18 protein-coding genes are annotated in these 17,980 nt (G+C 61.6%); 11 read left to right on the top strand and 7 right to left on the bottom strand.

The genetic code is table 11. From position 1 onward, the window contains the following. Positions 1-6: 6 nt before the first annotated feature. A complete protein-coding gene (locus tag QP828_RS02715; RefSeq protein WP_274734033.1) occupies positions 7-942 on the top strand; it encodes a tyrosine recombinase XerC in 936 nt (311 codons plus the stop codon). A gap of 18 nt (positions 943-960) precedes the next feature. On the opposite strand, the gene QP828_RS02710 is transcribed toward QP828_RS02715, so the two are convergent. The 5 genes from QP828_RS02710 to QP828_RS02690 all read right to left on the bottom strand — a co-directional run bounded on the left by QP828_RS02710 (position 961) and on the right by QP828_RS02690 (position 5,388). Continuing rightward, entirely contained in the window at positions 961-1,701 is a 741-nt protein-coding gene (locus QP828_RS02710; protein WP_274734034.1) for a M23 family metallopeptidase, read from the bottom strand. A gap of 129 nt (positions 1,702-1,830) precedes the next feature. After that, positions 1,831-2,934: a ribosome small subunit-dependent GTPase A gene (gene rsgA / locus QP828_RS02705; protein ID WP_274734035.1), complete on the bottom strand. Its 1,104-nt coding sequence runs from the start codon at positions 2,932-2,934 to the stop codon at positions 1,831-1,833. Continuing rightward, entirely contained in the window at positions 2,931-3,683 is a 753-nt protein-coding gene (locus tag QP828_RS02700) for an ABC transporter permease (RefSeq protein WP_274734044.1), read from the bottom strand. The genes rsgA and QP828_RS02700 overlap by 4 nt, the downstream gene beginning before the upstream one ends. Then, entirely contained in the window at positions 3,683-4,411 is a 729-nt protein-coding gene (locus tag QP828_RS02695; RefSeq protein ID WP_274734036.1) for an ABC transporter permease, read from the bottom strand. Before QP828_RS02695 ends, QP828_RS02700 begins: the two co-directional genes overlap by 1 nt. A gap of 14 nt (positions 4,412-4,425) precedes the next feature. After that, entirely contained in the window at positions 4,426-5,388 is a 963-nt protein-coding gene (locus QP828_RS02690) for an ABC transporter ATP-binding protein (protein ID WP_274734038.1), read from the bottom strand. A 631-nt stretch (positions 5,389-6,019) separates the two neighbouring features. Here QP828_RS02690 and rpsB point away from each other — a divergent pair. The 3 genes from rpsB (at position 6,020) to QP828_RS02675 (ending at position 8,881) form a co-directional block, all read left to right on the top strand. Continuing rightward, positions 6,020-6,889 carry a 30S ribosomal protein S2 gene (gene rpsB / locus QP828_RS02685; protein WP_126134667.1) on the top strand — a complete coding sequence of 290 codons (870 nt, stop codon included), beginning with the start codon at positions 6,020-6,022 and terminating at the stop codon, positions 6,887-6,889. Positions 6,890-6,918: 29 nt separating this feature from the next. Further along, a complete protein-coding gene (tsf, locus tag QP828_RS02680) occupies positions 6,919-7,767 on the top strand; it encodes a translation elongation factor Ts (protein ID WP_274734039.1) in 849 nt (282 codons plus the stop codon). Between the two features lie 232 nt (positions 7,768-7,999). After that, on the top strand, positions 8,000-8,881 hold the full coding sequence (locus QP828_RS02675) for a formate/nitrite transporter family protein (protein WP_274733132.1): 882 nt from the start codon (positions 8,000-8,002) through the stop codon (positions 8,879-8,881). 99 nt (positions 8,882-8,980) lie between these two features. On the opposite strand, the gene QP828_RS02670 is transcribed toward QP828_RS02675, so the two are convergent. Next, entirely contained in the window at positions 8,981-10,075 is a 1,095-nt protein-coding gene (locus tag QP828_RS02670) for a YeiH family protein (RefSeq protein WP_284891211.1), read from the bottom strand. A gap of 64 nt (positions 10,076-10,139) precedes the next feature. Between QP828_RS02670 and pyrH the strand changes: the two genes are divergently transcribed. From pyrH to QP828_RS02640, 6 genes are all read left to right on the top strand, one after another. Beyond that, positions 10,140-10,889 (top strand): UMP kinase, encoded by a 750-nt coding sequence (gene pyrH / locus QP828_RS02665; RefSeq protein WP_126134665.1) that lies wholly within the window; start codon positions 10,140-10,142, stop codon positions 10,887-10,889. Positions 10,890-10,991: 102 nt separating this feature from the next. Continuing rightward, positions 10,992-11,549, top strand: a complete 558-nt coding sequence (frr, locus tag QP828_RS02660) for a ribosome recycling factor (RefSeq protein WP_026428541.1) — start codon at positions 10,992-10,994, stop codon at positions 11,547-11,549. Then, positions 11,549-12,427: a phosphatidate cytidylyltransferase gene (locus QP828_RS02655; protein ID WP_274733138.1), complete on the top strand. Its 879-nt coding sequence runs from the start codon at positions 11,549-11,551 to the stop codon at positions 12,425-12,427. The genes frr and QP828_RS02655 overlap by 1 nt, the downstream gene beginning before the upstream one ends. Positions 12,428-12,569: 142 nt before the next feature. After that, the gene (locus tag QP828_RS02650) at positions 12,570-13,109 is read left to right on the top strand and encodes a DivIVA domain-containing protein (protein ID WP_126134663.1); all 540 of its coding nucleotides are present in this window, start codon (positions 12,570-12,572) and stop codon (positions 13,107-13,109) included. Between the two features lie 18 nt (positions 13,110-13,127). Then, complete coding sequence (locus QP828_RS02645) at positions 13,128-13,991, top strand: GNAT family N-acetyltransferase (protein ID WP_274733141.1); 864 nt, start codon at positions 13,128-13,130, stop codon at positions 13,989-13,991. 192 nt (positions 13,992-14,183) lie between these two features. Next, on the top strand, positions 14,184-16,010 hold the full coding sequence (locus QP828_RS02640; protein ID WP_274733231.1) for a proline--tRNA ligase: 1,827 nt from the start codon (positions 14,184-14,186) through the stop codon (positions 16,008-16,010). A 125-nt stretch (positions 16,011-16,135) separates the two neighbouring features. Here the strand turns inward: QP828_RS02640 and QP828_RS02635 are convergent, their stop codons facing one another. Further along, positions 16,136-17,296 (bottom strand): hypothetical protein, encoded by a 1,161-nt coding sequence (locus tag QP828_RS02635; RefSeq protein ID WP_274733142.1) that lies wholly within the window; start codon positions 17,294-17,296, stop codon positions 16,136-16,138. A 127-nt stretch (positions 17,297-17,423) separates the two neighbouring features. On the opposite strand from QP828_RS02635, the gene rimP reads away from it, so the two are divergent. Further along, positions 17,424-17,975, top strand: coding sequence for a ribosome maturation factor RimP (gene rimP / locus QP828_RS02630; RefSeq protein ID WP_274733143.1), 552 nt, complete (start codon positions 17,424-17,426; stop codon positions 17,973-17,975). Positions 17,976-17,980: the final 5 nt, after the last annotated feature.

Below are 17,980 nucleotides of genomic sequence, written 5' to 3'. Positions count from 1 at the left end.
GGAAGTATGCGAGTAGCAGATATTGTGGACCGTTATGAGCGAGAATTGCGGCTGCGCCGCGGATACTCCGAGCATACGATTCGCGCTTATGTGCATGAAGTGGTCTCACTTCTCGCTTTCCTCCATGAGCTATCCACCGGGGACGAGGCTTCCAATAAAGATTTATCCCAGCAAGATATTGACCTCGAACACTTGGACTTAGCTGATTTACGGGCATGGCTGGCCCATTCGCGCGAACACGGTAGTGCCTTGGCCTCGATGGCACGACAATCCGCAGCAATACGTACTTTTAGTTCCTGGGCATACCGGTGTGGCTATACCGCCTCGGATCCGGCAGCCAGGCTGAAATCACCCCGGGTCACCAATGAGCTCCCGCATGTCCTCAATGAACACCAAGCCCAGCAGTTGCTCAACAACGCCAAAAGTCATGCGGTTGAGAGTGGGAATGCTCTCGCCTACCGAGACTGGGCGGCCCTTGAGCTCATGTATGCGGCAGGCCTGCGCGTGAGCGAAGTGTGTTCCCTGGATATTGACCAGGTTCGCCCTGATTTAACGGTGCGCGTTATCGGAAAAGGAAATAAGGAACGCGTGGTGCCGTACGGAGTGCCGGCTATGCGGGCCGTGCAGGAATATCTGCCCGCGCGCGCCTCTCTTATGAAAGAACCGACCCGGGCTCTCTTTTTGGGGGCTCAGGGTAGGCGCCTCAATCCGCGTTCATTGCGCGACGTTGTGCATCGGGCCGCCAGCCGAGCGGGAGTACCCGATATTACCCCGCACGATTTACGCCATTCCGCAGCCACGCATCTTCTCAACGGTGGCTCGGATTTGCGCAGCGTCCAAGAGATCCTGGGCCACTCATCCCTGCAAACCACGCAGCGCTACACCCACGTCAGCGCCGACAGGCTCCGGGCTGCATTCCTCCAAGCCCATCCGCGGGCCTAAAGAAGGGTCACAGGAGCGTTACGGATAAAGGCGTATCTCACGCCGGTAGAGGAGCGAGAGCGGGTCAATATAGGTTTTCCCGCGCCGCGCACCCCAGTGCAAAACATCCCCGGGGAAGCGTCCGCCATCCTCATGCCCGGCCAGCAATGTCCCAATGACCGTCCCGGCGCTCACGGTTTCTCCGCGCTGCACCTGTGGCTCCACGGGTTCATACGTGGTGCGCAGACCATTGGCGTGTTCGATAGAAATTACTGGCCGATCCGCAAGCATCCCGGCATACACCACGGTGCCCGTGCCGGCAGCAAGAACGGGGCTGCCCGCCGGAAGCTCCACATCGACACCGCGATGCCCGGGCAGCCAATTGTGCTTCGGCGGGTCAAAGGGGCGAGTGACTACAGGCTCGCTACCGGTAGGGGAGCGGAAGCCGGTGGGGCGGGGATGCGCAGCCGTTGTATGCGTGGTGTTCCTGGCGTCTACCATGAGGGCGGACGCCGGCGGTGCCCCTGGCGTGTTTTCCGTTCTCGAGGTCGCGGCTTGCGCGGGGGTGTTTTCCGACGACGGCGCCACCGTGCTAGATGCCGATTCTGAAATGACGCTCGCCACCAGGGTGAGAGCTGCGCCGGCCGCGGCCAGGCAACGTGCCACGATCATGCGCCCCGCACGGGAGCGGGAGAGCGCTGTGGTCCGGGCACGAGTAGCCGTGCCCGGACCGTAGCGCGCACCGGGGAATCGTGTCGCAAAAATCCTGAGAGTCTTCATAGGGCTGAGCATGCCGTGGAGAAAGCCCGAACTCCAGTGGGCACCCACCGGCTGTGGATAGTCCATGCGTCTCCGCAACCTGTGGAACGCTCTAGCTCTATTCTGGAACTAGCCTGGGTTTTTGCGCTGTTATCCGCGGTTTTTACCCTTGAGACGCATCGTTTCGCGCCGCCCGCGGGTATTCTCTTTCGAGGCGTGCCGATCCTGGCTCCGTGCCGTTCGTGCGTCGCTGCGGGAACGTAGCCGTTCTGCCTCCGCCATCATGCGTAGATAGCGATTTAAACGGTCCGCGTTCAAAGCCCCGTGCGCGCAGGCCTCACGCACCGCACACCCCGGCTCACGCCCGTGGCTACAATTCGCGAAATGGCACGAAGCAGCCAATTCGCGAATATCCGCGAAGGTATCCGCAATGGCCTCCGTGTCCATCGTGGCTCCCAAAGCGCGCACCCCGGGAGTGTCAATGACCGCGAAGTGTTCTCCGCAAACCAACTGACGCCCGGTGGTCGTGTGCCGACCCTTATGGTCACTTTCGCGCACCGCTCCCACCTCCTGGGTGGCTCCGAGCAAAGTATTGGTGAGAGTGGATTTCCCCGCGCCGGAGCGCCCCACCACCACGACCGTACCGGAGAGGCGCTCAACGAGCCGCGCCACGTCCTCGGTGGAACGCGCATCGAGTGCGAGGACTTCTTCGCATCCCTCACCCAGTTCCTGGAGATCTGCCGGGTTCGCCAGATCCGCCTTCGTGAGCACCAGCCAGGGGCATGCCCCGCTCGCGTGGGCCAGGGCCACGAAACGTTCGATACGCCCGCGACTGGCTGCTGGCACCACGGGTTCCACAATGAGAACCACATCAATATTCGCGCAGATAGGTTGCTCGAGAGCGGCACGGCCCACCGACGGGCGGGTGAGGTAGGTACGGCGCGGCAAAATGTCGAGAATATGCCCGGCATCATCCACGCCCACCCAGTCACCCACCACCGGCGGCCAGGATTCACTATCTCGGCAGTGGCCCGGAATATCGAGGTCAATACGCAGCGACGCTCCGTCTGGTGCACCAGCAGTGGCACCTACTGGCCCGTCCGGAGCAGCGGCATCAGCAACTAGGAGCACCTCGACAGCGCCACGATGCACCGCGGCGATCCGCCCGCCGTGCATGCGCGCGGCAGCGCCAAGGTTAATTTCCGCGACTTTTAGGTAGGCCGCCCAACGTTCATCAAAGCCCAGAAAACTCATACAACATCCCTTCGCATACCCGAACGCAGCCGAGCCACCGCATGGCGGGTCGCTATCACACCGATACCGGCCCAGATCGCCGCAACCGCAATATCGCGGACTACCAGCCACCCGGCTGGCGCCGCGATACCCGCAATAATTCCTGCCAGGGGCACAGCATTCGCTAGCGCAGCCAGCACGGGCGGATAGTAATCAAGGGGCACAATAACTCCGGTGAAAACAGGCAAGAACGTGGCGAGTAACGTCGCCCCTAGGTACGGGTCAGGAAGATCAACCCCGATGCCGGCAGCGCACACTCCGAGCAGCACTCCGCATACCAAAGCTGCACAGGCTAAAAGTGCCACGCGCCCCAGCAGCGCCGCATCTTTGTCCGGGGACAGGAGGAAGACAGCGCCAATAGCTGCAATACCTGTGGAGAGTGCCAAGACGCATGGAACGGTGGCCACCGCCACCCAGTACACCACATCGAAACGCCGGCGCAGGTGAACCTCCTGGAATATCCCTAGCGCCCGGTCGGTTGCCACCGCGCTGACCACCCCGGAGGCCACCGACGTGGCCAAAGCAACCAGCGCCGCGGCATAGCCCGTGCGCACCAGGTCCGGGGTACCCACGTCATTGCCGAGCACCACATCAAAAAGCACGTCGAGGAGCGGAAGAACCAGGAGAGTGGTCACCGCCGTCCCCACCGTTGCAAAGGTCACCGAGGAAGCCCAGGAGACCCGAATAATCGAGCGATAGCGCGTCAGCATCACATCACCTCCAAGGTCCCGGAGCGGGTAGCACGGCGCAGCGCCGCGCGCCCCGCCACTCCCGCCACCGTCAGCCACACGCCCAGTACGACCACCCAGACAGCTACGTCACTCCCGGTAATATCCTCTCCGAAGAGCAGGGAGGTGGGCATTGAGAGGGGTACGAAGAGGGAAAGATAGGCCAGCCACGTGGGTGGCGCCGTCGTCGTAAAAAGAATTCCGGAAGCTAAAAACATCGGAACCAGGAGCAGACCTTCGTAACTAATCGCGTTCGGGGTGAGCACGAAAAGCGCGGCGATCACGAAGGAAACGCTCAGGCACCCCATCCACAACAGTAGAATCCCGCATGCAAAGCCCCAGGACGGTGCGGTGAAGGTGACCGAGACGGAGCACAGGGCCCACGTCACCCAGGCCACCGGGAATGCGGCCAGTCCGAAGGAACCGGCCGAAGCTACTACCGCAGCAATGCTCCGTAGTGCCCCAATCGGCGCGCTCACCAAGTAGACGAGGGTACCTTTATACCTCTCGAAACCAATAATTCCAGCCGCGCAGGTTGCCGTGGTCCACATGCCGATAATCGCGGCACGCACCCACCCTTGCGTCGCGCTCATATTTCCGAAAGCTCGGAAACCGAGGAATTGCACCAGTGCGGTGGCGAGGGTCGTCGTCACCATAAGCTGGATGAAATAGGGAACGGATACAAATTGGCGCACGTGAAAAGCGCTCATACGTAATTGCCGCATCACCGTGCCAACCCATCTGCCAGCGCGAGATACGTTTCCTCCAGCGAAGCCGGACGCGTAACCAGATCCTCCGGCTCGTGCCCGAGAAGCGCCACCAGGCGTTCGGCTTGCGCACCGGAGCGCACCTCCCAGTAGATCGTGACCGCCCAATTGCCCGCGCGTGGACGGCGAATAATCACCGCTCCGGGGAATTCAGCTTCGAGACTCGTGAAAATATCCGCTTTGCGTGCACCCAGCGTGAACGTCGTGGTTGCACCCACCCCGGCATATTCCGCGATATCTCGGACGGTACCTCGCACCGCGATTTTGCCCGCGCCAATGACGGTGATGGTATCCGCCAGCTCTTCGACCTCCGGCATGGAATGCGAGGTGAGGAGCACCGCGGTGCCGTTACTGGCAACGTCGCGGATAATATCGCGCACCGTGAGCGCGACGTCGCGGTCCAGCCCCGTGGTCGGTTCATCAAGAAGGAGCAGCGGCGGAGCGCCCAATAAGGCGCGCGCCAGGTGGAGGCGCTGGCGCATCCCGCGCGAAAACTGCCCCACCTTAACCCCTGCGGAGTCGGTGAGCTTAACGCGTTCAAGAACATCAGCGACGACGCCGCGCCGCTGCCCGCTCCCTACCCCCTGCAGGTCAGCAAAATACAAGAGATTATCGCGTGCCGTAGCCCGGGGATAAAACCCGAGGTCCCCGCCTAGCACCAGGCCCAGGCGCGAGCGCGCCTTTTCAGGATGGCGCACCGCGTCGATCCCCGCGATCCGTACCTGTCCCGACGTGGGAGCCAGCAGAGTCGCGCACATCCGCACCGTTGTGGTTTTCCCGGCCCCGTTCGGACCGAGCAAGGCATGCACCTGGCCCGCTTCGATCACCAGGTACACATCATCAACTGCAACAAATTTTTCTTTCCCGAAAACGCGCCGCACATGGGTGACGTCGAGGACGGGAATATGAGGATCTATCAAAATCCTTATCCTTATCAATCCAATTGCCGTATTCAGGGCAGCATGGGCCCCTATCGCACGCACCATTTAGGAAAAGTACACAGCTGTACTCACCCGGGGCCTGAGGAAATAGGTATACGCTCCGGGCGCGCATCATCGCTAAGTGCGTGCGAGAATACGGCTTTCTCGCATTTTTATATAAAGAAGGTTTCCTTGATGCGATAGGTATTGGATTCAAGGACGCGCATAGGGCAGGTTGCTCCTAGGATCTAGTGTTAGTAACTATGTGGATTATCCTATAGTGATGCGGAAAAGCTGCACAACCGCAACCATATGTTGAGATGGAGCGTGCGCGCTAGCCTCAGCCTCGGGTGCGCATTCGCCTAGCCGCAAGATTCCCGCGAAAATCACACCCGCTCGCCGTTCGCAGCTTTTCCTGGTGGGGTAATATGTACAGGCGGCCGGTTATCCCCGGTCGTAATACGCGTGCCCGCATAAGAGGGTCGCGGATCGGTCCCGATGCGGGCTACCCGGTGGGTGGCGCATATTGGGAACCGCGGTTCGTGGGCACCAGGGCGCGGCGGCAATTCCGCCGTCGTGCAAGAACCGATACCGCGCCATTGTCATAATGGCGCCTGAGAAAGGACGCCGCATGGCTGTCGTCACCATGAGCCAGCTGCTGGAAGCTGGTGTGCACTTCGGGCATCAGACCCGCCGTTGGAACCCGAAGATGAAGCGTTACATCCTCACGGATCGTAACTCGATTTACATTATTGACCTGCGCAAGACGGTCGCCGATATCGACCGCACGTACGATTTCGTGAAGGAAACCGTGGCGCACGGTGGAAATATCCTCTTTGTGGGCACCAAGAAGCAGGCGCAGGAAGCCGTGAAGGAACAGGCCGAACGCACCGGGATGCCCTACGTGAACGAACGTTGGCTGGGCGGCATGCTCACCAACTTCCAGACCGTTGCCAAGCGTATTGAGCGCCTCAAGGAACTCGAGCAGATGGACTTCGAGGACGTGGCCGGCTCGGGCCTGACCAAGAAGGAACTCCTCATGCTCTCCCGTGAAAAGGACAAGCTGGAGAAGACCCTCGGCGGCCTGCGTGATATGCACCGCCTGCCCTCCGCCGTGTGGGTTGTGGATACCAACAAGGAACACCTCGCGGTGTCCGAAGCCAACAAGCTCAACATTCCGGTGGTTGCCATCCTGGACACTAATTGCGATCCGGATGAAGTTGCCTACCCGATTCCGGGTAACGACGACGCCATCGGTGCCGTTGGGTTGCTCACCCGCGTCATCGGTGATGCGGTAGCCGAAGGCCTCCTGGCTCGCGGCGCTGGCAAGAACGCTACCGAAGATGCGATGCCCGAGTGGGAGCGTGAAGTTCTCGCGGCTGGGGAAGCTACTGAAGAAGCCGCTCCCGCCGCGGAAGCTGCAGCCGCTCCGGCTGAAGCCGAGGCCGAAGCGACCGAATCCGAAGAAAACAAGTCCGAAGAAGCTGACGCCCAGGCCTAAGCCTGAGCACTACAAGTGAGGAGTGAAGCATGGCTAATTACACAGCCGCCGATGTGAAGGCGCTGCGTGACAAGACCGGCGCCGGCATGATGGACGCCAAGAAGGCTCTCGACGAAGCCCAGGGGGATTCCGCCAAGGCTGAGGAGATCCTGCGCGTCAAGGGCATGAAGTCTGCCGCTAAGCGTTCGGACCGCACCGCTGCGAACGGCCTGGTGGCTTCGCATGTGTCCGATACCGCGGCCGGCCAGCGTGGCATTCTCGTGGAGATCAACGCGGAAACCGATTTCGTGGCCAAGAATGAGAAGTTCATTGGCATGGCCGATGAGATCCTCACGGCTGCCGTGGATTCCGGCGCCGATAGCGTGGAAGCGCTGCTCGCCGCCAAGCTAGGCGATGGCACCGTTGCGGATCGCATCACCGCCATGACCGCCGTCATCGGTGAAAAGATGGAAGTTTCCCACGTTGAAGTCCTCGAGGGCGAGCACGTGGAAGCTTATATGCACCGCACCAACCCTGACCTGCCCCCGCAGGTGGGCGTGCTGGTTGCCACCGATGCCAAGGCTGCCGAAGTTGCGCATGATGTCGCGGTGCATATCGCCGCGCTGGATCCGAAGTACCTCTCCATCGAGGATGTGCCGGCTGACGTGGTGGAAACCGAGAAGCGCATCGCCACCGAAACCACTATCGCTGAAGGCAAGCCGGAAAAGGCCGTGCCGAAGATCGTGGAAGGCCGCATGCACGGCTTCTACAAGCAGGTCGTTCTCGAAGAGCAGGGCTACGCCCGCGAGCCGAAGACCCCGGTCAAGACCATCGTGTCCCAGACCGGCGGCAAGGTGACCGGTTTCAAGCGTCTGCGCGTCGGTTCGCACGCTGAGTAAGTTTATGCACGCGCCGGGACGTAGTTTCCGGCTGCCGGGAGCCTAGCTTTCGGTTGTGAGAACACTAAACGCCGGAGGGCGGGATGTACGTGAGTGCGTCCCGCCCTCCGTTTTCTTTTCGCTGGAGCGGTGCTGTTTCGGGCACCGGACCTATCTGCTTCTAAATATCTATAGCTCCCACCGGGCACTTTCACATAAGATGAGGGGCGCTGAACTGACAAAGGAGTAAGAGGTGAGCATAACCATTCCCGATCCGCACACCCTCGCGGTTGAGAACGCCCGCGCGGCATACAAGAAAACTAAGAAACCGCTGACGCGATCCTTCGTGATGGCACTCTCGGGCGGCGCCTTTATTGGCATGGGCTACATTTTCTACATCACGTCGCAACAGGGCCTGGCCGACGGGCCGCTCGGCCCGGCGAAAGTCCTGGGGGGCCTGTGCTTCTCGGTCGGTCTCATCCTGGTGGTACTGACCGGCTCGGACCTCTTCACCTCAACCACGATGACGGTCATGCCGCTCTACCACAAGAAGGTGCGGCCACGGCGGTTCTTCGCGCACTGGGGCACTTCCCTAGCTGGCAATTTAGTTGGCGCGCTGTTTTTGGCGTTGCTCGTCTTTGGCGCGGGTCAGGCACTCTCTAACGGGGGAGCCTGGGGCGAGGTTGCCCTCCATACCGCGGCGGGCAAGGCCGCGCATTCTATCCCAGAGGCCTTCCTCCTGGGCGTGCTCGCGAATATCGCGGTGTGCGCCGGTGTATGGATTGCGCAATCGGGGCGTTCCACGGCGGATAAGATCCTCGCCTGTCTATGCCCCATCCCACTCTTCGTTGCCGCTGGATTCGAGCACTCGGTGGCCAATATGTTCCTACTTCCGCTCGGCCTTATGTGCAAGTACTGGGGTGGGGATGCGTTCTGGAATTCCGAAGCGGTGCTCGCCTCCGGTCACGGTCTCGCCGACTACGCCGCGTTCACGCCGGGCGCCGTCGCCCTCAATATCGGTGTGGTGATTCTCGGCAATATCGTGGGCGGCGGTTTCATCCTCGCCACGTACTTCTGGGTTGCGTATCTGCGTGACGACGACGCAGCTGACGTATACGACGCGCCGCTGAAGTAATCCACGCCGATACCGGCTAGCTTGCCCGCATACGGGGCATACACGAAGCGGGGGCTCCCACGTTAGGAAAGCCCCCGCTTCACGTATGTTAGGCCGTTGCTACACCACAAAAACGGCCACGCACGCCAATCCGATCCCCACAATCACGAGGGTGAGAAGGAACCCAAAGAGGACGGTGCGTGCCCCCGTATGCATAATCGTTTTGAGATGAACGCCGGCACCCATGGCGCCCATCGCGGCGATGAGGAGCCAGTTGGCGACGTCGTTACCAAGAATCTGCAAGGCACTGGCCGCCCAGGCCTGGTTCTTCAGGACGGAGGCGATACCTACCGCGATAAGGAAGCCAAGCACGAACAGCGGGATGAGCGGTGCGGAGCCACGTGTATGGCCGTGCGTATCGAGCGCCGCACCGTCCAGCCCCGCGGCGCGGGCCTCACGTTGCTTAGCGGCGCGCTCCAGCAGCCCCACCACGGCAATCACCGCGGCCAGGCATACCACGCGCCCAAGCTTGGCGGCAGTAGCGGTATCGGCCACCCCACCGTAAATATTTGCGGCGGCCACCACCTGGCCAACTTCGTGAATAGTGGCGCCCATCCATACAGCCGCCTGATTGGCGCTCAAGTCCAGCAGGTGGGCGAGCCAGGGGAGTGCCACGAGGGTGAGAGTACCGAAAAGCGTCACGCAGGCAATAGCGGTCGCCGCGGCGGTATCGCGTTCGTCTTCGTTACGCACCCGCACCACGGCGGAAGTTCCCGCCACCGCGGAGGCCCCGCAAATGGAGGTGCCCACGGCGGTGAGAATAGCTGAGGCGTGCGGGACTCGCAGGAGTTTACTCAGGGGCACCGAAATGAGCATCGTTGCAGTCACGCAGGTGACGATGGTGATGAGGGTACCCCAGCCCAGCCCCAGAATTGCGGGAATGGATAGGCGCAGCCCCAGGAGCACCACCCCGGTGCGTAGCACCCGTTTGGAGGTGAAGGTGAGACCGCGGTTAGCCGAACGCGGGATAAGTCCCAGGTTGCGCACCAGCATGCCCAATACGATGGCGAAGAGCATGGCGGAAAGCAGGGGCATCAGCTTACTCAGGCCCCAGGATGCTACCGCGATAACAGCGGCAAGCAGCACGCCCGGCGTGAGGGCGCGCAGCGACGCCACCCATGTGGCAGCGTCAGAAGAAATATTTTCATTAGACACCCGGATATTATGCCTGAGTCCGCGCTGGTATGGTTAAGCCCGATGAACTGAGCGACGGGAGGCAATGGTGACACTACTGGAACATGACGCGAGCTCGGATGGAGTCCGCCGAGTTCTTCTTAAACTATCGGGAGAAACTTTTGGGGCGGGTAGTGTCGGGGTTGATGCCGCGGTGCTCCAGCGTGTCGCCGGTGAAATTGCCGAAGCGGCGGCTTCGGGAATCGAAGTAGCCATTGTTGTAGGGGGAGGAAACTTCTTCCGCGGAGCTGAATTGCAGCAATCTGGAATGGATCGAGCCCGGGCAGACTATATGGGGATGCTCGGCACCGTTATGAACGCGATCGCGCTCCAGGATTTCATCGAGCAGGCCGGAACCCAGTGTCGCGTGCAAACTGCAATCCAGATGACGCAAATTGCTGAACCGTATATTCCCTTGCGCGCCATCCGCCATCTTCAGAAGGGGCGGGTGGTTATTTTCGGTGCTGGGGCCGGCATGCCCTACTTCTCTACCGATACCGTTTCCGCGCAGCGTGCCCTCGAGCTGCGCTGCGATGAGCTCCTCATGGGAAAGAACGGGGTGGATGGAGTCTATACCGCCGATCCGCGCACCCATCCGGAAGCGGAAAAGCTCACCGCCATCAGCTACGATACGGTGCTTTCCCATAATCTCCAGGTGGCCGACGGCGCGGCCTTTGCTCTGGCGCGGAATAACTCCCTGCCGATGCGGGTTTTCGGTATGACCGAGCCGGGGAATGTCACCGCCGCGCTGCGCGGTGAGAATATTGGAACGGTGGTCTCCGCCCAGGGCGCATAGCCCCGCTAAGCCGGTAAGATATGTCACATCGGGCGTGTGGTGGCGGTGGCGTCGTCGTACCACGTAGCTACGCGCCGTGAACGAAACTGCGAAGGAAAAAAGATGATTGAAGAAGCTTTGCGCGAAGCCCGCGAAAAGATGGGCAAAACTATTGAAGCAACCAGCGAAGAATTTTCGCATATCCGCTCCGGGCGGGCCAGCGCCGGGATGTTTAACCCGATTCTGGTGGATTACTACGGAACGCTTACGCCGCTCCAGCAGCTGGCTACCATCACCATTCCCGAACCGCGCACCGTTATGATCACGCCTTTCGATCCGGGTGCCAAGCAAGGGATCGACAAGGCGCTGCGCGAATCGGACCTGGGTGTCAATCCCTCCGATGACGGCAATGTGCTGCGCGTGAACCTCCCGGCTCTAACCGAGGAACGCCGAAAGGATTACGTCAAGTTGGCTCGCACGCGCGCTGAAGATGGGCGCGTGTCCATCCGGGCCGTGCGTCGGAAGGCGAAGGACACCCTCGAAGCTATCCAAAAAGATGGCGAGGCTGGGGAAGATGAAGTCAAGCGCGCTGAAGACGAGCTGGAAAAGCTGACGAAGAGCTTCGTGGAGCAGATCGATAAGCTCCTCGAAGGCAAGGAAAAGGACCTGCTCGAAATCTAATGTCGCGCACCTCGTTGCGGAGCCTGCTCGCTCCGCGTCCCCCGCAACCGCCGCGCCCCACCTCCTCGCGGGCCGGCCGTAACCTCAAAGCCGCCGTCCCCACCGCGCTCATCCTACTGGCGCTGGTGGCCCTCAGTGTCCTCTGGCGTATTGAGCTTTTTGTGGTGCTCGTGGTGATGGCGCTTAGCTTTGCCGTATGGGAGGCCGCGGGTGCGTTCCTCGCGCGTCAGATCCGACTGCCGCTCACGATGCTGATGGCCGGGAATATCGCGATCCTGGCGCTGGCCTGGTGGCGCGGACTCGGCGCCGCCATGCTGGCTTTCGGGGCGACGGTGGTGGCCTGCGCCCTGTGGTTGGGGTTGCGCGACCGGGGGCGTGCGCAGGTGAGCGACGCCGCCTGCGCGGTTTTCGTCTCCCTGTGGATTAGCGTGCTGGGGAGTTTTGCGGTGGCACTGTGCCAGCTGGATTCCCCGGCGTGGATGGTCGCAGCGCTCATCCTCCTGCCCGTTGCCAATGACACCGGGGGCTGGGCTGCCGGGGTGCTTTTTGGGCGTCATCCGCTCGCCCCGCGAATCTCCCCGAAGAAAACCTGGGAAGGGCTGGCCGGATCAATCCTCGCCTGCCTGATGGTGGCCTTGCTGCTCGCCACGGGGGCCCTCGGGCACAGCGTATGGTGGGCCTGCGGTATCGGGATGGCAGCGGTGGTGTGCTGCACCGCCGGTGACCTGCTTGAGTCACGCCTCAAACGCTGGCTCTGCGTTAAAGATATGGGCGCAATTTTCCCCGGGCACGGCGGCATGCTTGATCGCATTGATTCCATCCTGTTGTGGGCGCCGTTCTGCTACCTCTTCTTCGCGGCGGCGCAAGGGGTGTTCTGATACTAGCTCGGTGCGGTGCACGGCTGCGCTGTGAGCGAGAGCGGCGTGTGGCGGGCGCATATGGCAAAATGAGTGCGGCACATTAAGAGGGAAGGCCGGCAGGTCGGCACCGTGGTGCTGGCATAGACAAGTGAGGTGAGTTGTGAGCACGTTTAAACGAGTGGGTCCGCTCACGCGCGGATACAATACCGAGCAGGTCGATGATTTCCTCGCCCGTGCAAAAGACGCATATTCGCGAGGAACTGGCGATATGGACGAAACGGATGTGCGGCGCGCCGGTTTTTCCCGCCAGCGTGGCGGATATGATCCGGCTCGGGTGGATGCCGCGCTCGACCGCCTCGAAGCTGCCTTTATTCACCTCAAGCGTGCGAATACTATCGGGGCGCGCGGGGAACAGGCATGGCTCAACCTCGCTTACCAGGACGCTAAAAGCCTTTATCCGCGCCTGCTACGCCCGGCTGGGCAGCGTTTTGCTGACGCTGAAGGTTGGGGATACCGCAAATCGGATGTTGATGAGCTTCTCGACCGTCTTGCCCGGTATTTCGATGGTGAAGAAACCGTCACCTCAGAAGTGGTGCGTGATGCTATTTTCCCGGAATCGCGCGGAAAAAACGCTTATGACGAAGCCGTCGTTGACGTGTTCCTCGAGCGGGCTGTCAGCGTCTTGCTTGCGGTGGAGTAGCGGAGTAAATACACCGCGATGAAACGCTCCATTTGGCCGCATCGAGCTGCATCCTCGTTGCGCCGTCTCACGGGTGCGGATAAATCCCGCGCCCTGGAATTTTTAGCTCGCGACCCGGTCAATTCCGTGCTCGCCCGCGTCAATGTGGAACGCATGGGCGTGGGGACATCCTCGGCGTTGGCGGCGATGCACCGTCGCGATATTGAAGCTCTAGCCTGGGATGGCGGCAATATTATCCCTTTGGGATTTTCCCCGGCGGGCCTGCGCGAACTAGGTGACGATATTCTTTCCCGGCATCGGGTGGCCTGCTCCATCCTTGGGCCAGCCGATCAGGTTCTCGGACTGTGGGAGCACCTGGAGCGCTCCTGGAGTCCCGCTCGTGAGGTTCGGGCACGCCAATATTCCCTCTCCCTGACCCACGCTTCCCCGGTGGCGCCCGATCCGCAGGTGCGGCCGGCCGAGCCCTGGGAATTCGGTGCTGTTTTTCCCGCGGCAGTAGCTATGTTCACCGAGGAAGTCGGATACGACCCGACTGTTTATGGGCCGAGCTACGGGCGGCGAGTCCGTGATCTTATCCGCTCCGGTCACACTTTCGTGCGTATGGGAATAGATCCCGCCACCGGAGCCCCACGAGTGGAATTCAAGGCTGATATCGGTGCCTTGGCCGGGGGAGTGGCGCAGATCCAAGGCGTATGGACCGCCCCTGATCTACGGGGCCGCGGGATAGCAACCCGGGCGATGGCCAGCGTCGTTGACCAGGTGCGCGCCCGCTATGCGCCCACCGTCTCTCTCTACGTCAATGATTACAATACCGCCGCGGTTAGGCTTTACCAGCATGTTGGTTTCAGCCGCGCGGGGGAATGGGCAACGATCCTCCTTTAGTTTCAGGGCGCTGCGTGTACCCTCTGGCGCCATGTTGCCGCTCCGTTTGGCGCTGTCGCTCCGTTCGGGTACCGTTCCCGCCATCCGCTCCGGTGCCGAGTGAGCCGTGCCCCGTTTGCGCCGTTGCCCCATCCACCACCGGTGCCGCGCCGTCCTGCATCATGAGCGGGTAGAATGGCGGGCGTGCTGAGAATGTCTAGTCTTTTTGTGCGCACCTTGCGCGAAGACCCGGCCGACGCCGAGGTCGCCAGTCATAAACTCCTAGTCCGCGGCGGGTATGTGCGGCGCGTGGCTCCAGGTATTTACACCTGGTTGCCGCTCGGCTTGCGGGTGCTGCGGAAAGTGGAGCGGGTTGTCCGGGAAGAAATGGATGCGTCCGGGGCTCAGGAAGTACTTTTCCCGGCCCTGCTCCCGCGCGAACCTTACGAGGCAACGAACCGCTGGAGCGAATACGGCCCCACTCTCTTCAAGCTGGCGGATCGCAAGGGTAACGACATGTTGCTTGCCCCCACGCACGAAGAAATGTTCACGCTTCTCGTCAAGGATCTTTATTCTTCCTACAAGGATCTGCCCCTCACGCTCTACCAGATCCAAACGAAGTACCGCGATGAGGCCCGCCCGCGCGCCGGCGTGATTCGCGGGCGTGAATTCGTCATGAAAGATGCCTATTCCTTCGATATGGACGAGGCAGGTCTGGACGTTTCCTACAATACGATGCGCGCGGCCTACCAGCGTATTTTCGAGCGCTTGGGCCTGCCTTACGCCATTGTTTCCGCGATGTCCGGGGCAATGGGCGGCTCGCGTTCGGAAGAGTTCTTATTCCCCACCGCTATTGGGGAGGACACTTTTGTCCGGTCCGCGGGTGGTTACGCCGCGAATACCGAAGCGGTTACGACGCCGCAGCTTCCCGAGCAGGACTTCTCCGACGTTCCTGCACCGGAGCTGGTAGACACTCCCGGGGCGAAAACCATCGCTGACCTGGTTGAGATGGCAAATCAGGTGCATCCGCGTTCGGACCGCCCGTGGAATGCCGCAGATACCCTCAAATCGGTTATTGTGACCCTTACCCATCCCGATGGGGAGAAGGAAGTGGTGGTCATCGCCCTTCCCGGAGACCGCGAAGTTGATATGAAGCGGGTGGAAGCTAGCTTGGCGCCGGCAGAGGTGGAGCTTGCTGCTCCTGAGGATATGGAGAAGTATCCGGGAATTGTGCCGGGTTATACCGGTCCCGGCGCGGTTGGCCCGCAGGCTCGCGGTGGTGCTGTTGCTGATAATTCCGGCGACGGAGCTGACGGTGCTGGCGACGGCGCAACGGTGCCGGTGGCGCGCCTCCTCCTTGATCCCCACGTAGCTCGGGGCTCGCGCTGGATCGCCGGCGGCAACGCGGTGGATAAGCATGTCTTCAACCTGGTTTACGGGCGCGATTTTGAGGCTGATGGCACCATCGAGGCAGCGGAAGTACGCGCCGGTGACGAGGCCCCGGACGGCTCGGGCCCGCTCGATATCGCGCGTGGTATCGAAATTGGCCATATTTTCCAGCTGGGACGCAAATACGCCGAGGCTCTCGGTCTGACGGTGCTCGACGAAAACGGTAAAACTCGCGTGGTCACCATGGGCTCTTACGGGGTGGGTGTGTCCCGTGTCCTTGCTGCTATTGCCGAGCAGTACCACGATGAGAAGGGCCTGGTCTGGCCGGTGGGTGTCGCGCCCGCGCAGGTGCATATCCTTGCCACTGGTAAGGACGACGCCGTCTTCTCTGCCGCGGAGGACTTAGCCACGCAGTTGACCGCCGCGGGTATCGAAGTCCTCTTCGATGACCGCCGTAAGGTGAGCGCCGGAGTGAAATTCGCTGATTACGAGCTCCTGGGCATGCCCTACGCGGTGGTGGTTGGCCGGGGTCTGGCCAATGGAACGGTGGAAGTACGCACCCGCGCCACCGGGGAATCCGAAGACGTGGCGGTGGCGGATGCTGCCTCGCGCGTACAGGAGATCCTAGCTGCTGCCCAAGCGGGCGAGTAACGGTTTTCAATCCTAGGCACATCGTGCTCGGATCTGAAAATGTATAACCACAAAATGCGCTTCCAGCTACATAAATATGTATGTCCTGGAAGCGCATTTTGTGGGGCTAATAGACAAAAGTGGCTCTAATGACGGCGTGATGAAAGCCCGGGGAGTGCGTCGCTGCCCAGGCCCTGGCTAGTGGTGCCGCTGGCACCGATAGCACCGCCCGCACCGGTGCCGCCGTCAGCGTCATTCACTGCAATCGCAAAATTGAGAGCCTCCGTGGCCGGTGCTCCGCTATGCCACAGCGCACCGATCAAAGTGGCGTACGCAGCGGATGCGAGCTCATCGTCTGCAACAGCCGGGAGGGGAATGCTGGCGGCGCGGGTATCCGGGGTGCCGGCGCGAAGTAGGGCTTCCTCCAGATCAGCAATGCGTGCGATGCGTTCCATACGTTCGGCATGCCCCTCCATGCCACGCCGTGCCGCATCAACTTCATACCATTGGCGGGCTGTATTCGCGGCCGTGAGAAGTTTCTCGTCGCCGCCAGCCGATGCCAGCTGGGCGACATCGTAGCCGGCGCCACCTTGCGCCGCAGCACCAAGGGGAGCCGGGGCGGGCAAGCCAGCAGCCTCTGCCACCAGCTGAGCATCCCAGGTTGCCCGCAACGCAATTGCTAAATAGAGCGCACGCTCCCCGGCTGTTTCCTCGGACATCTCCTCGCGAGCCCCGGCGCCTTTCGTTGCGCCGCCTACCGCACCGTCTGCCACGTAAGTTACTGCACCATTTGCCGCACCGACGGCCGCTCCTTTCGCCGGAGTTTCTGCTTCGGGCAGTAGCGCATCCGCGGCCGTTACCGCTGCGGAGCTAATCTTGGATAATTCCGTGAGTAATTCGGCAGCATCGGGAGCCAGGGGAGAAGGCTCGGGGGAATTTGTATGCCCGGCCGGGGCTCCGCTCGGCCACGCCTGCCATACCCCACCAAGCTGGTTCTCCCATATGCTCGCGTGCTCGGCAACATCCTGGTATACCTGCGCGGCGTAGCCGCCCGTTTCAGCGGCCAGATCAGTGGCAGCCGCGGAGCACCGTTGGGATGCTACGGCAAGGCTTTGGCGCAGTTCTTGCGCCGTCGTCATGGGTGCGGGGGAGGGATCGCCGTGTTCCCACCGCGCTCCCATCGCAATAAGAATGGCGCCAATGATGAGGATCGTAAGCACGGCGGCGCCCACCAGCTGCACCGTGGTTCGAACCGGCTGAGAGGTGCGCCGATGAGCGGGCGCTCCGCTCCGGGGTGCAGCTACCATGCTTCTCCGCTCTCTTGTTTCTTGACGGGAATAAAACCGCTTACATTGTGCCACCTCGGCAGCACCGTAGGCGCCGTCTGGCACGCCCGTGTACCACGGCCCGGCGCGGAAACTGTAGGATTAGCCCATGAGTCATTCCAAGAGTTCGCGTCCTCCCACGCGGCGGGACCACCGCTCTACCGGGCCCCGTAAATCCAGTCAGGCACAGCGGACCGGTGAAATCATCGCCGCGATTGAACCTCTTGTATCCCGATGCGGGCTCTACCTGGAAGGCGTAACGGTGGGGCGTGCCGGCGGGCGCGCCGTCGTCCAAGTTACGGTCGATCTTCCCAGCGGCCCCGGCGGTGTTGGCTCGGATCAACTAACCGACGTTTCGCGTCTTATTTCCGCGCGTTTGGACGACGTCGACCTCGTCCAAGGCGCCTATAACCTTGAAGTGTCCACCCCCGGTGCCACCCGTCCACTCGTCGAACCGCGCCACTTTTCTCGCGCCGTGGGACGCCTGCTGCGTTTGACGCCCTCCGGTGAGGATGAGATCGTGACCCGGTTGCGCGCCGTTGAGGGCGATATCCTCGTTCTCGCACCGGATAATGGGGGAGCGGAACGGCGCTTACCCATTGGCCGGGTGGAACGGGCCCGTGTTGATATTGAATTCCATCGCGACGGCGAGGAAGAGTAGGAGAA

Source organism: Actinotignum sanguinis (genome assembly GCF_030230305.1).
In the GTDB taxonomy this organism is placed as follows: domain Bacteria; phylum Actinomycetota; class Actinomycetes; order Actinomycetales; family Actinomycetaceae; genus Actinotignum; species Actinotignum sanguinis.
The sequence above is the reverse complement of the archived record's forward strand: the minus strand, read 5'-3'. Positions and strand labels throughout refer to the sequence as shown.